Genomic DNA, 13141 nt, shown 5'->3' with positions numbered 1-13141 from the left:
CGTGCCCGACCCCTGTGACACGTCTGTGACAGTCGGCGGACACGGCCATGAAGGTCCCCCGGCAAGCTATTCGGCACAAGCACAACAGCAGGACAGAACACCGGAAGTCCACGACGGGGGGCGCGAGATGAACACGCTGCACAGCACCAGCACCAGCGCAGTGGTCACGCGTCTGCACGACGTGCACCGGGGTTCCGAGAAGTCCGGTGCGGCGGGCATGCGGGGGTGCGCCCGCGGCACCGGGCGTCAGCACACCACGATCATGACGGTGGTTGACGCATCCACGGGGGAAACGGACGGGGGGAACGCGTACGGGGAGGGCTCGGGGGAGCGCCGCTCGCTGACGGAGGTGGAGTTCACCGCCTACGTCCAGGAGCGCCGCGCCTCCCTGTACGCCACCGCCTACCACCTGACCGGCGACCGCTTCGAGGCCGAGGACCTGCTGCAGAGCGCACTGTTCTCGACCTACCGGGCGTGGGACCGGATCAGCGACAAGGCGGCCGTCGGCGGATATCTCCGCCGCACCATGACCAACCTGCACATCAGCGCGTGGCGCCGCCGCAAGCTGAACGAGTACCCGACCGAGGAGCTGCCGGAGACGGCCGGCGACACGGACGCGATGCGCGGCACCGAGCTGCGCGCCGTCCTGTGGCAGGCCCTGGCCCGGCTGCCCGAGCTCCAGCGCACCATGCTGGTCCTGCGCTACTACGAGGGCCGCACGGACCCGGAGATCGCGGACATCCTCGGCATCAGTGTCGGCACGGTGAAGTCCAGCATCTGGCGGTCGCTCCGCCGGCTGCGCGAGGACGAGGTCCTCAGCTTCGGCCGTGACGAGGAGAACGCCTTCGGGGAGCTTGTCGCCTGAGGGTACGGGGGAGCGGGGAACCCGGGATCGGGGGATCCGGGGGGAACGGGTAACGGGGGAGCTGCGGGGATGCCGGGGGGCGTCACCGTGGCAAGCGGGGGGACACGGGGGAGCAAGAGGGGGAGGCACCACGGGGGGGGGGGTCACGGGGGCCTCACGGATCCGGGGGGATCGACGAGGGATCCGGGGGATCACGGGGGAGTGCGAAACAGCGGGACTGCGGAGGGCCGGGGGGCCCGCCCAGTCCCGCCGTTCGTATGTGCGGCCGCGCCCGCGGGCTGCGTCAGGCCGGCGTGGCGGCGCTCGTGCTCGTACCCGTCGCCGTGCGCCCGGCGACCGCCGCCGTCGCGAGGCGGGTCAGGGCCTCGTCCCGGTCGCACGCGTAGGCGCCCAGCGCCGTCTGCCGGGCGATGATCGACCGCTCCAGCCGCATCAGTCGCCAGCCGCGGCGCACCAGGAACGGCACCGACTTGCGGCCCTCCTTGAGGTCCCGCAGGAAGCGCCGCCGGAAGGTCCGCACCGGGCCGCGGCTCAGACACAGCGCGTCGGCCAGCAGGCCCAGGGCGCGGCAGCGGCCGACGATCTCCGCGGCGAAGATCCCCTCCGCGATGAACAGCGGGGTCCCGCCGATGTCGACGGTCCCCTCGCCCGTACGGGCGCTCAGCGAGATGTCGTAGACGGGGACTTGGGTGCGACGTGTCCGGCACAGCCGCTCGATCGCGGCGACGGCGGCGTCCGCGTCCCAGGAGCCGGGAGCGTCCCAGTCGATGTCCGACGTGCCCGCCACCAGGGGCAGGGTCGGGTCGTCACCCTCCTTGTAGAAGTCGTCGAGACGCAGCACCGGAAGGCCGGAGCGGGCCGCGAGAAGGGACTTGCCGGAGCCGGAGGGGCCGCAGAGCAGCACGACTCGCGCGGATAGGGGCGACTGGGAACTCACGGGACACCAGTGTGAGGCATCGTTCGGGTGGCGTACGACCCCGAGGTGCGGCTTTGAAGCGCGCGTCACATCTCCACTACTCTTCGCGTCGACCCGATCACCCAGCGAAGGCAACAGGTGGCACAGCGATGGCCCGACACAAGGCACCCAGGACGCCGACCGCCCGACGCGCCCTGGCCGTTCTCGCGACCGCGGGAGCGGCGCTCGGCGCGGGCGTGACGACCGCGGCCGCCGGAGTGCTGCCCGACAGTCCCGGCCAGGTCGTGGGCACCGTCGCGGACCTCAAACCCAACCCGCTCGCCGGGACGGGCGTGGACCCGCTCGACAACGGCGTCGGTACGCAGGTCGCCGACTTCCGGTCGGTCGACTCGCGCGCCGTGACCGGCCCGGTCGCCCAGGCGCCGTCGGTCGGCGGCATTCCGGGCGCCGGACAGGCGGCGGAGCTGCTCAGGGGCTGACGGGCGGGACGCCCGAAGGACGGAGCGCCGTACCCCTCCCGGACGGAGGAGGGGATACGGCGCTCCGGTGCGGGGGGTGGCTCAGTAGGCGGAACCCGACGCGCCCAGTGAACCCGTCGGGTGCCAGACGGTCTTGGTCTCCAGGAACGCCGTCATGCGGTCCGTACCGGGGGTTGCCGTCCAGTTGTCCACAGCCTGTGGACGAAGCACGCGCTTGAGGTTGTCCGCGGCCGCGATCTCCAGTTCCTTCGCCAGCACCTCGTCGGCGCCCGCGAGATCGATCGCGTTGACGTCCTGGTGCGCGGCGAGCGGCGCGGCGATCTCCGCCGTACGGCCCGAGAGGATGTTGACCACACCGCCGGGGAGGTCGGAGGTGGCCAGCACCTCGCCCAGGGAGAGGGCGGGAAGGGGGGACTTCTCGCTCGCGACGACGACGGCCGTGTTGCCCGTCGCGATCACCGGGGCGATCACGGAGACCAGCCCGAGGAACGACGACTCCTGCGGGGCCAGTACCGCGACCACGCCCGTCGGCTCGGGGGAGGACAGGTTGAAGAACGGGCCCGCGACCGGGTTGCCGCCGCCGACCACCTGGGCGATCTTGTCGGTCCAGCCCGCGTACCAGACCCAGCGGTCGATCGCCGCGTCCACCTGCTCGGCGGCCTTCGACTTCGACAGGCCCTCGGCCTCGGCGACCTCACGGACGTACTGGTCCCTGCGGCCCTCCAGCATCTCCGCGACGCGGTAGAGGATCTGGCCGCGGTTGTAGGCCGTCGCGCCGGACCATCCGCCGAACGCCTTGCGCGCGGCGACCACCGCGTCACGGGCGTCCTTGCGGGAGGAGAGCGGGGCGTTCGCCAGCCACTTGCCCTTTGCGTCGGTCACCTCGTACACCCGGCCGCTCTCCGAACGCGGGAACTTCCCGCCGACGTACAGCTTGTAGGTCTTCAGTACGTTGAGTCGGTCAGACATCGAGGTACGCCTCCAGGCCGTGGCGGCCGCCCTCGCGGCCGAAGCCCGACTCCTTGTAGCCGCCGAACGGCGACGTCGGGTCGAACTTGTTGAACGTGTTGGACCAGATCACGCCCGCACGGAGCTTGTTCGCGACCGCCAGGATGCGCGAACCCTTCTCCGTCCAGATGCCCGCCGACAGGCCGTACGGGGTGTTGTTGGCCTTGGCGACCGCCTCGTCGGGCGTCCGGAAGGTGAGCACGGACAGGACGGGGCCGAAGATCTCGTCACGGGCGACCGTGTGCGCCTGGGTGACGTTCGTGAAGAGCGTCGGGGCGAACCAGTAGCCGTTCTCCGGAAGTTCGCAGGCCGGCGACCAGCGCTCGGCGCCCTCCGCCTCGCCCAGGTCGGCCAGCTTTGTGATCCGGGCCAGCTGCTCGGCGGAGTTGATCGCGCCGATGTCGGTGTTCTTGTCCAGCGGGTCGCCGAGGCGGAGCGTGGACAGGCGGCGCTTGAGGGAGTCCAGGAGCTCGTCGTGGACCGACTCCTGCACCAGGAGGCGGCTGCCCGCGCAGCAGACCTGGCCCTGGTTGAAGAAGATGCCGTTGACGATGCCTTCGACGGCCTGGTCGATCGGGGCGTCGTCGAAGACGATGTTGGCGCCCTTGCCGCCCAGTTCGAGCGTGACCTTCTTGCGGGTCCCGGCGACCGTGCGCGCGATCTCCTTGCCGACCGCGGTCGAGCCGGTGAAGGCGACCTTGTTCACGTCGGGGTGGGCGATCAGCGCGGCCCCGGCGCGGCCGTCACCGGTGAGGATGTTGACGACGCCCCTGGGCAGCCCGGCCTGGCGGCAGATGTCCGCGAAGAAGAGCGCGGACAGGGGCGTGGTCTCGGCGGGCTTCAGGACCACCGTGTTGCCGGTGGCCAGCGCGGGGGCGATCTTCCACGCCAGCATCAGGAGCGGGAAGTTCCAGGGGATGACCTGGCCCGCCACGCCCAGCGGCTTCGGGTTCGCGCCGTAGCCGGCGTGGTCGAGCTTGTCCGCCCAGCCCGCGTAGTAGAAGAAGTGCGCGGCGACCAGGGGGAGGTCCGCGTCGCGGGTCTCCCTGATCGGCTTACCGTTGTCGAGGGTTTCGAGGACGGCGAGCTCGCGGCTGCGTTCCTGGATGATGCGGGCGATGCGGAACAGGTACTTCGCGCGCTCGGAGCCGGGGAGTGCCGACCACTTCTCGAAGGCCTTGCGGGCGGCCTTCACGGCGCGGTCGACGTCTTCCTCCGTGGCCTCGGCGACCTCGGAGAGGACCTCCTCCGTGGACGGGGAGACGGTCTTGAAGACCTTGCCGTCGGCGGCCTCCGCGAACTCGCCGTCGATGAACAGACCGTACGACGAGGCGATGTCGACGATCGAGCGGGACTCGGGCGCCGGTGCGTAATCGAAAACAGGTGCCATGGTGATCAGTCCACCGTCACGTAGTCGGGGCCGGAGTAGCGGCCGGTGGCCAGCTTCTGGCGCTGCATCAGCAGGTCGTTCAGCAGCGAGGAGGCGCCGAAGCGGAACCAGTGGTTGTCCAGCCAGTCCTCGCCCGCGGTCTCGTTGACCAGCACCAGGAACTTGATGGCGTCCTTGCTGGTGCGGATGCCGCCGGCCGGCTTCACGCCGACCTGGACACCGGTCTGGGCGCGGAAGTCGCGGACCGCCTCCAGCATCAGCAGGGTGTTCGCCGGGGTCGCGTTGACGGCGACCTTGCCGGTGGAGGTCTTGATGAAGTCCGCGCCGGCCAGCATGCCGAGCCAGCTCGCCCGGCGGATGTTGTCGTACGTCGACAGCTCGCCCGTCTCGAAGATGACCTTCAGGCGGGCGCTCGCCCCGCAGGCCTCCTTCACGGCGGTGATCTCGTCGTACACCTTCATGTAGTTCCCCGCGAGGAACGCCCCGCGGTCGATGACCATGTCGATCTCGTCCGCACCGGCGGCGACGGCCTCGCGGACGTCCGCCAGCTTCACGGCGATCGGGGCGCGGCCGGCCGGGAACGCGGTGGCCACGGAGGCGACCTTGACGGTGGAGCCGGCGACGGCCTCCTTCGCCGTGGCCACCATGTCGGGGTACACGCAGACCGCCGCCGTGGCGGGGGTGGTGCGGTCGGTCGGGTCGGGGCGGACCGCCTTCGCGCCGAGCGCCCGGACCTTGCCCGGGGTGTCCGCGCCTTCCAGCGTCGTCAGGTCGACCATCGAGATGGCGAGGTCGATGGCGTACGCCTTCGCGGTCGTCTTGATCGAGCGGGTGCCGAGGGACGCGGCACGGGCCTCCAGGCCGACCGCGTCGACGCCGGGCAGCCCGTGGAGGAAGCGGCGCAGTGTGCTGTCGGACGCGGTGACGTCGCTGAGAGCGTTGGGTGCAGTGGTGGGCATGGTCACCAGACGAGCATATCTACGCGCGTAGCGGCTGTACAGCCCCGAGGGGCATCCCGTGGGGCGGCTCATGGGGTCGTGCAGGGGTACGCGGCCTGTCGTCGAGGGGTCCCACCGTGTACGACGTGCCCGGAGGCGTCATGCAGAATCGGGGGCATGACGACCCCCGAGCACCAGTCGCCCGACCCGGAGCCCTCGCAGCCCACCGGGCCCGCGGCGCCCCAGTACCAGGACCGCATCCACCGCTCGCCCGCGGGCATCGCCGGCGGTGTCCTGCTGCTCGCCGTCATCGGCTGGCTCGGCATCGACGCCGTGGTCGCCGGGGAGGGCCGCACCCCCTGGCTGGCCCTCGCCGCGATGCTCCTGCTGGTCCCGCTGGTCGTCGCCTACACGCTGCGCCCCGCCGTGTACGTGAACGACGACCGGCTGCGCGTCCGCAACCCGTTCCGCGTGATCGTGCTGCCCTGGGGGCAGGTCGCCTCCCTGCGCTCCGGGTTCACCAACGAGGTCGTCGACGTCTCCGGTACCACGTACCAGCTGTGGGCCCTTCCCGTCTCCCTGCGGGCCCGCAACAAGGCGAACCGGCGCGAGGCGCGCATGGCCGCCCGCGGTGAGAACTCGGGGCGCGAGGGCAGGGGCGGCGGCCGGGGGGCCGGCCGGGGGTTCGGCCCGGGCGGCGCTCCCGAAGCGCCTCGGCAGGCCGAGAGCGACCGGGCCATGGCCGAGATGCGTGAGCTGCACGAGCAGCGGCAGGACGCGGAGGCCGCGCAGGGCGAGGTGAGCGTGCGGTGGGCCTACGAGATCGCTGGGCCGGCCGTTGCCGGGGCTGTGTTGCTGGCGGTGCTGCTGGCCGTGGGGTGAGGGGGCTGTGGGGTGAGGGGGCCTGTGCGGGGCGGCGTCGGGTGTCCGCCCCGCTCGGGGTTTTCTCAGATGCCCGCTGCCTCGGACAGGTCCTGCTTGATCCGCTCGAGGAGTGCTGTCGCCCGGGTGCGGGCCTCCGGGAGGCCGGCCTTCGTCGCCACCGGGATCACCACCTCCAGGTAGCACTTCAGCTTCGGCTCCGTGCCGCTGGGGCGGACGACGACCCGCGCGCCGTCCAGGGTGTAGCGGAGGCCGTCCGTGGGCGGGAGCTTCTCCGTCCCCTCCGTCAGGTCCTCCGCCCTGGCGATGCGCAGGCCCGCCAGCTCCGTGGGCGGCTGTTCGCGCAGGCGGTGCATCGCGGAGGCGATGAGGCCGAGGTCCTTCACCCGGACCGAGAGCTGGTCCGTGGCGTGCAGGCCGTGCTCCACGGCGAGGTCGTCGAGGAGGTCGAGCAGGGTGCGGCCGCTCTCCTTGAGCTCGGAGGCCAGTTCCGTGAGGAGCAGCGCCGCCGTGATGCCGTCCTTGTCCCGTACGCCGTCCGGGTCGACGCAGTAGCCGAGCGCCTCCTCGTAGCCGTAGCGCAGGCCCTCGACCCTCGCGATCCACTTGAACCCGGTCAGGGTCTCCTCGTACGGGAGGCGGGCCTTCTCGGCGATACGGCCGAGGAGGCTCGACGACACGATCGACTCCGCGAAGGTGCCGGTCGCTCCGCGGCGGACCAGGTGGGCGGCGAGCAGCGCGCCGACCTCGTCGCCGCGCAGCATGCGCCAGTCGGCACCGTCCTTGACGGCGGCGGCGCAGCGGTCGGCGTCGGGGTCGTTGGCGATGACCAGGTCGGGATCCGTCTCGCGGGCCTTCGCGAAGGCGAGGTCCATCGCGCCGGGCTCCTCCGGGTTGGGGAACGCGACGGTCGGGAACTCCGGGTCGGGGTCGGCCTGCTCGGTGACGAGGACGGGGGCGGGGAAGCCTGCGCGTGCGAAGGCGGCGAGGAGGGTGTCCTTGCCGACGCCGTGCATGGCCGTGTAGACGGTGCGGGCCGTGCGGGGGGAGTTCTCGGCCAGGACGTGCTCGGTGCGGGCGAGGTAGGCGTCCAGGACGGTGTCGTCGAGGGTCTCCCAGCCTTCGGTGGGGCGGGGGACGGTGGTGAGGGACGCCACGGCGTCGATCTCGGCGGCGATCTCCGCGTCGGCCGGGGGCACGATCTGGGAGCCGTCGCCGAGGTACACCTTGTAGCCGTTGTCACGGGGCGGGTTGTGGCTGGCGGTGACCTCCACGCCGGCGACCGCGCCGAGGTGCCTTGTGGCGAAGGCGAGGACGGGGGTGGGGAGGGGGCGGGGGAGGACGGCGGCGCGGAGGCCGGCGCCGGTCATGACGGCGGCGGTGTCCTCGGCGAAGGTCTGCGACTTGTGGCGGGCGTCGTAGCCGATGACGACGAGGCCGTTCGAGTGGCCCTGCTTCCTGAGGTACGCGGCGAGGCCCGCGGCCGCGCGGATGACCACGGAGCGGTTCATGCGCAGGGGGCCGGCACCGAGTTCGCCGCGGAGGCCGGCGGTGCCGAACTGGAGGGTGCCGCTGAAGCGGGCCTCGAGCTCGGCGTGGTCGCCGGCGTCGATGAGGCGGGCGAGTTCCTCGCGGGTGTCCGGGTCAGGGTCCTCGGCGAGCCATGCCTGGGCCTGGGCGATGAGGGCGTCGTCTTGCACGGTCGGTCAGCCTCTCGTTGAGTCGGGTGCGGGTCTACGCCTGCGGCGCAGCTGCGGGTGCGGTGGGGGTGCGCGTAGCGCCTGCGGTCGGTGGGTGGTGCGGGGCCGGGGCGGGGGTGTCCGTCCTCGGACTGGCGCGATGGGGCTTGTTGGTGGAGGTGAGGGTGCGGGCGCGCCAGCCACTGCGGGCGGACACCCCCGCCCCGTCCCCTTCCCGCCGTCGGCGCCTGCCCGCGCCCACTGCCGTACGGGGCCGTACGGGGCTGCGCGCCGTACGCGTCCGCGGGCAGCTGCCGGAGCCGCCGGAGCCGCCAGAGCCGCCACTTCCGTGGGTAGCCACTGCCCGCGGGCGGACGGGGCCGCGTTCCCGCGGGCAGTCGTGCCGCTGCGAGGGGGGAAGGTGGGCGCGACGGCACCCCGTGAGTGCCGGGCTGTGCGACCCACCCCCGGCCCGCACCCGCGCCGGGTGAGCGGGCAGACGCCGGGTCCGCGCGGGCAGGCCGCCGTCGGCACCGCACGGTGCCCCGTACGCGCCGGTGACGGACGCACCCTTGGCCCGCCGCCTACAGGCGACCGAGCACCTGCGCCAGCAGCGACCCCATCCGCGTGGCGGAGTCACGGCCCGCCTGGAGAACTTCCTCATGGTTCAGCGGCTCACCCGTCATTCCCGCGGCAAGATTCGTGACCAGCGAGATCCCCAGCACCTCCGCCCCGGCCTCCCGCGCGGCGATCGCCTCGAGGACCGTCGACATGCCGACCAGGTCCGCCCCGATCACGCGGGCCATCCTGATCTCCGCCGGAGTCTCGTAGTGCGGCCCGGGGAACTGTGCGTAGACCCCTTCCTCCAGGCTTGCGTCGATCTCCTTGCACAGCGCCCGCAGACGCGGCGAGTACAGGTCGGTGAGGTCGACGAAGTTGGCGCCGACGATCGGTGACGTGGCCGTGAGGTTGATGTGGTCGCTGATCAGGACCGGCTGCCCGGGGCGCATACCAGTCCGCAGGCCGCCGCAGCCGTTGGTCAGCACGACGGTCTTGGCGCCCGCGGCCACCGCCGTACGGACGCCGTGGGCCACGGCCGCGACCCCCCGGCCCTCGTAGTAGTGCGTACGGCCCAGGAAGACTAGGGCGCGCTTGGCACCGACGCGGTAGGAGCGGATCTTGCCTCCGTGACCCTCGACCGCCGGCGGCGGGAAGCCGGGCAGTTCGGTGACCGGGAACTCGGCCTCGGGGGTGCCGAGGGCGTCCACGGCCGGGGCCCAGCCGGAGCCCATCACGAGGGCGACGTCGTGGGTCTCGGCGCCTGTGAGTTCGCGCAGGCGCACGGCGGCGGCGTCGGCTGCGGCGTACGGGTCGCCCTGGATGTCGTCCGGAAGAAGAGAAGCGTTCACGCCGTCGAGGGTAGCCGGTATTCGCCTACGCGCGTAGATGTCGAAGGTGATGGGATGGCGATCGTTGTCTTGTCGTTTCCGACGAAGGGCCCTCAGCAGGGGCGTTTGCGCAGTTCCATCACATAGTCGTGGGGCGCGCCCGCGGACTCGGCCGCGTCGGCGATCTCGCCCAGGTAGCGGGCGGAGGGGAGGCCGCCCTCGTAGCTGTTGAGGACGTAGGTCCAGGCGGATTCCTCGCCGTCCAGGGTGTGCGCACGCACCCGTGTGCGCCGGTAGAGGTCCAGGCCGCCGGCCCCTTCCCAGCGGTCCAGGGACTCCTCGTCCATCGGCGCGATGTCGTAGAGGGCCACGAAGACCTGCGAGATCGGGTCCTCGACGAGGGTCGCGAGCGCACCCTCCCCGCCCATGTGCTCGCCCCCGAACGTCAGCCGCCACCCGTTCAGCCAGCCGGTGGCGCGCAGTGGCGAGTGCGGTGCGCGGCGCGACATCAGCCGGGCGTCGAGGTTGCCGGCGTACGCGGCGTAGAGCGACATGGGGGGAAGGGTACGACAGCCGGAACGACGGCCACTCCGGTAACAGCGGGGCCACGGCCGAGCCCCCCGGGCGGTCGCACGGTGAAGTGTGCGGGACAATGGAGTACGTGACTCGGATCGTGATCATCGGTGGCGGACCCGGCGGATACGAAGCGGCGCTGGTCGCCGCGCAGCTCGGCGCGGAGGTGACCGTCGTCGACTGCGACGGCCTGGGCGGTGCGTCGGTGCTCACCGACTGCGTGCCGTCCAAGACCCTGATCGCCACGGCCGAGGTGATGACCACCTTCGACTCCTCGTACGAGGAGCTGGGGATCATCGTCGCCGACGACACCCCGCACATCGAGCAGGCCGCCCGGGTGGTGGGCGTGGACCTGGGCAAGGTCAACCGGCGTGTGAAGCGACTCGCCCTCGCCCAGTCGCACGACATCACCGCGTCGGTGACCCGGGCCGGCGCGCGGGTGCTGCGCGGGCGCGGCCGGCTGGAGGGCATGCAGGCGCTCGACGGGTCGCGCAAGGTGGTGGTGCGCGCCGCCGACGGGAGCGAGGAGACGCTCAGCGCGGACGCCGTGCTCATCGCCACCGGCGGCCATCCGCGTGAACTGCCGGACGCCCGCCCCGACGGCGAGCGGATCCTGAACTGGACCCAGGTGTACGACCTCGACGAGCTCCCCGAGGAGCTCATCGTGGTCGGATCGGGCGTCACGGGCGCCGAGTTCGCCGGCGCCTACCAGGCCCTGGGGTCCAAGGTGACGCTCGTGTCCTCGCGCGACCGGGTGCTGCCGGGCGAGGACCCGGACGCGGCCGCCGTGCTGGAGGACGTCTTCCGCCGCCGCGGCATGAACGTCATGGCGCGCTCCCGCGCCCAGTCCGCAAAGCGGGTCGGTGACCGGGTGGAGGTGACCCTGGCCGACGGACGGGTCATCACCGGGTCGCACTGTCTGATGGCCGTGGGCGCCATCCCGAACTCCGAGGGCATGGGCCTGGAGGAGGCCGGGGTCAGGCTGCGGGAGTCGGGCCACATCTGGACCGACAAGGTCTCGCGGACCACCGCCCCCGGCGTCTACGCCGCCGGTGACGTCACCGGCGTCTTCGCGCTCGCCTCGGTGGCGGCGATGCAGGGACGTATCGCCATGTACCACTTCCTGGGCGACGCGGTGGCCCCCCTGAACCTGAAGACGGTCTCGTCGAACGTCTTCACCGACCCCGAGATCGCCACGGTCGGCTACACCCAGGCCGACGTCGACGGCGGCAAGATCGACGCCCGCGTGGTGAAGCTGCCGCTGCTGCGCAACCCGCGCGCGAAGATGCAGGGCATCCGCGACGGCTTCGTCAAGATCTTCTGCCGCCCGGGCACGGGCATCGTCGTGGGCGGTGTGGTGGTGGCGCCGCGCGCCTCGGAACTCATCCACCCCATCTCGATCGCGGTCGACAACAATCTGACCGTGGAGCAGATCGCAAACGCCTTCACCGTGTATCCCTCGCTGTCCGGCTCGATCGCCGAGGTGGCACGGCAGTTGCACACGCGGAAGACGGGCGCGGAGGCCTGACGGCAGCCCTATACCACTTGGTGTGGGACCGTGCGAACAACTTCTGCTATTCAGCGCAAACTGCTGAAAGCAGACGGTCGCTGGCGTTACTGTCAGTTTCGTGTTCGCTGCAGAACGTCGCCAATTGATCCTCGAAATGGTGCGAGCGAACGGGGCCGTGTCGCTCCGTGAACTCGCCCGCGTCGTCCAGACCTCCGAAGTGACCGTACGGCGGGACGTGCGCGCGCTGGAGGCAGAAGGACTCCTCGACCGCCGGCACGGCGGTGCGGTACTTCCGGGCGGTTTCACGCGAGAGTCCGGTTTTCCGCAGAAGTCTCATCTCGCGACCGCCGAAAAGACCGCCATCGCCGACCTCGCCGCGAACTTCGTGGAAGAGGGCGAGGCCATCGTGGTCGGCGCGGGTACCACCACGCAGGAGCTGGCCCGCCGGCTCGCCCGGGTGCCCGGGCTGACCGTGGTCACCAACTCCCTGCTGGTCGCCCAGGCGTTGGCCCACGCCAACCGGGTGGAGGTCGTGATGACCGGCGGTACGCTCCGCGGTTCGAACTACGCCCTCGTCGGCAGCGGTGCCGAACAGTCCCTCCAGGGACTGCGGGTGTCCCGCGCGTTCCTCTCCGGCAGCGGTCTGACCGCCGAGCGGGGCTTGTCCACGTCCAACATGCTGTCGGCGTCCGTCGACCGGGCGCTGGTGCAGGCCGCGGCGGAGGTGGTGATCCTCGCGGACCACACGAAGCTCGGTACGGACACGATGTTCCAGACGGTGCCGACGGATCTGATCACGCGGTTGGTGACGGATGAGCCGCCGGCGCATGACGACCGTGCGGGAACCGAGTTGCAGGCGCTGGCGGACCAGGGCGTGCAGATCGCTGTCGCGGGGGCGCCGGGGGGTTCCGCGGGCGCGGGAGGTGAGGGGCCGCCGTCGGCACGCCGGCGCCGGGATGTGCCGCTTCCCGGGCCTCGGCGGCAGGGGCCGGGGTTGCGGGCAGCTGTGGCGCTGGGTGCGCCGGAGCAGGGGGCCGAGCGGGCTCGGGTCGCGGATTTGCGCCGGCGTTAGCTGCTGGGCGCGGTGCGTGTGGGGTGGGGCCCCGAGTGAACCGGCGCCTGACCGCTGCCCGCGTGGGTGTGGACCGGGTTGGGTTGCGCAGCCCGGCACTTGCGGGGTGCCTCCCCCACGCTCGGCTTCGCTCGAGCGGGGGACCCCCACCGCCCTGGGGGTACCTCCCAGGCCCTCAAGGCACTGGGGGAGGCACGACTGCCCGCGGATCGCGGCACGAAGCCGCAGATCGCGGCGGGAGGCCGCGGATCGCGGCGGGAGGCCGCGGATCGCGGAAGCGGCGGTGACGCGGGAGCGGTGGTGCGGCCGCCCCGCGATGACGGCGACGGGTGACCCGCGCGTATGTCGCCTGCGGCGGGGAGGGGACGGGGTGGGGGTGTCCGCCCGCAGTGGCTGGCGCGTCCGCACCCCGCACCCCACCAACAAGCCCCATCGCGCCAG

At 72.1% G+C, this 13141-nt stretch carries 12 protein-coding genes; 5 read left to right on the top strand and 7 right to left on the bottom strand.

Annotated features, from left to right (window positions below; translation table 11 throughout):
* The first annotated feature begins 127 nt into the window (after positions 1-127).
* Positions 128-865 (top strand): SigE family RNA polymerase sigma factor, encoded by a 738-nt coding sequence (locus tag ACZ44S_RS34660; protein WP_190161280.1) that lies wholly within the window; start codon positions 128-130, stop codon positions 863-865.
* Between the two features lie 283 nt (positions 866-1148).
* On the opposite strand, the gene ACZ44S_RS34655 is transcribed toward ACZ44S_RS34660, so the two are convergent.
* Positions 1149-1871, bottom strand: a complete 723-nt coding sequence (locus ACZ44S_RS34655; protein WP_466936565.1) for a uridine kinase family protein — start codon at positions 1869-1871, stop codon at positions 1149-1151.
* 59 nt (positions 1872-1930) lie between these two features.
* On the opposite strand from ACZ44S_RS34655, the gene ACZ44S_RS34650 reads away from it, so the two are divergent.
* The gene (locus tag ACZ44S_RS34650; RefSeq protein ID WP_466936563.1) at positions 1931-2260 is read left to right on the top strand and encodes a hypothetical protein; all 330 of its coding nucleotides are present in this window, start codon (positions 1931-1933) and stop codon (positions 2258-2260) included.
* Positions 2261-2341: 81 nt separating this feature from the next.
* Here ACZ44S_RS34650 and ACZ44S_RS34645 read toward each other — a convergent pair whose 3' ends face one another.
* Genes ACZ44S_RS34645 through deoC form a run of 3 tightly spaced genes read right to left on the bottom strand, consistent with a single transcriptional unit; the run spans position 2342 to position 5617 of the window.
* On the bottom strand, positions 2342-3229 hold the full coding sequence (locus ACZ44S_RS34645) for an aldehyde dehydrogenase family protein (protein ID WP_466936561.1): 888 nt from the start codon (positions 3227-3229) through the stop codon (positions 2342-2344).
* Entirely contained in the window at positions 3222-4658 is a 1437-nt protein-coding gene (locus ACZ44S_RS34640) for an aldehyde dehydrogenase family protein (protein WP_466936559.1), read from the bottom strand. Before ACZ44S_RS34640 ends, ACZ44S_RS34645 begins: the two co-directional genes overlap by 8 nt.
* Positions 4659-4663: 5 nt before the next feature.
* Positions 4664-5617, bottom strand: coding sequence for a deoxyribose-phosphate aldolase (gene deoC, locus ACZ44S_RS34635; protein WP_466936665.1), 954 nt, complete (start codon positions 5615-5617; stop codon positions 4664-4666).
* A 156-nt stretch (positions 5618-5773) separates the two neighbouring features.
* Here deoC and ACZ44S_RS34630 point away from each other — a divergent pair, with 156 nt between their 5' ends.
* Positions 5774-6478 (top strand): PH domain-containing protein, encoded by a 705-nt coding sequence (locus ACZ44S_RS34630; protein WP_466936557.1) that lies wholly within the window; start codon positions 5774-5776, stop codon positions 6476-6478.
* 65 nt (positions 6479-6543) lie between these two features.
* Here ACZ44S_RS34630 and ACZ44S_RS34625 read toward each other — a convergent pair whose 3' ends face one another.
* The 3 genes from ACZ44S_RS34625 to ACZ44S_RS34615 all read right to left on the bottom strand — a co-directional run bounded on the left by ACZ44S_RS34625 (position 6544) and on the right by ACZ44S_RS34615 (position 10099).
* Positions 6544-8178, bottom strand: a complete 1635-nt coding sequence (locus ACZ44S_RS34625; RefSeq protein WP_466936555.1) for a phospho-sugar mutase — start codon at positions 8176-8178, stop codon at positions 6544-6546.
* 563 nt (positions 8179-8741) lie between these two features.
* Positions 8742-9566: a purine-nucleoside phosphorylase gene (locus ACZ44S_RS34620; RefSeq protein ID WP_466936553.1), complete on the bottom strand. Its 825-nt coding sequence runs from the start codon at positions 9564-9566 to the stop codon at positions 8742-8744.
* 92 nt (positions 9567-9658) lie between these two features.
* Entirely contained in the window at positions 9659-10099 is a 441-nt protein-coding gene (locus ACZ44S_RS34615; RefSeq protein ID WP_466936551.1) for a gamma-glutamylcyclotransferase family protein, read from the bottom strand.
* Between the two features lie 98 nt (positions 10100-10197).
* Between ACZ44S_RS34615 and ACZ44S_RS34610 the strand changes: the two genes are divergently transcribed.
* Complete coding sequence (locus ACZ44S_RS34610; protein WP_466936549.1) at positions 10198-11646, top strand: NAD(P)H-quinone dehydrogenase; 1449 nt, start codon at positions 10198-10200, stop codon at positions 11644-11646.
* Positions 11647-11746: 100 nt separating this feature from the next.
* Positions 11747-12700: a DeoR/GlpR family DNA-binding transcription regulator gene (locus ACZ44S_RS34605; protein ID WP_466936547.1), complete on the top strand. Its 954-nt coding sequence runs from the start codon at positions 11747-11749 to the stop codon at positions 12698-12700.
* Positions 12701-13141: the final 441 nt, after the last annotated feature.

The organism is Streptomyces malachitofuscus (genome assembly GCF_055571035.1).
The sequence above is the reverse complement of the archived record's forward strand: the minus strand, read 5'-3'. Positions and strand labels throughout refer to the sequence as shown.

Bases quoted from the DNA above. Each gene is read 5' to 3' on its own strand.
- ACZ44S_RS34660 (WP_190161280.1), top strand. From the start codon at position 128: ATGAACACGCTGCACAGCACCAGCACCAGCGCAGTGGTCACGCGTCTG.
- ACZ44S_RS34650 (WP_466936563.1), top strand. From the start codon at position 1,931: ATGGCCCGACACAAGGCACCCAGGACGCCGACCGCCCGACGCGCCCTG.
- ACZ44S_RS34645 (WP_466936561.1), bottom strand. From the start codon at position 3,229: ATGTCTGACCGACTCAACGTACTGAAGACCTACAAGCTGTACGTCGGC.
- ACZ44S_RS34640 (WP_466936559.1), bottom strand. From the start codon at position 4,658: ATGGCACCTGTTTTCGATTACGCACCGGCGCCCGAGTCCCGCTCGATC.
- deoC (WP_466936665.1), bottom strand. From the start codon at position 5,617: ATGCCCACCACTGCACCCAACGCTCTCAGCGACGTCACCGCGTCCGAC.
- ACZ44S_RS34630 (WP_466936557.1), top strand. From the start codon at position 5,774: ATGACGACCCCCGAGCACCAGTCGCCCGACCCGGAGCCCTCGCAGCCC.
- ACZ44S_RS34615 (WP_466936551.1), bottom strand. From the start codon at position 10,099: ATGTCGCTCTACGCCGCGTACGCCGGCAACCTCGACGCCCGGCTGATG.
- ACZ44S_RS34610 (WP_466936549.1), top strand. From the start codon at position 10,198: ATGGAGTACGTGACTCGGATCGTGATCATCGGTGGCGGACCCGGCGGA.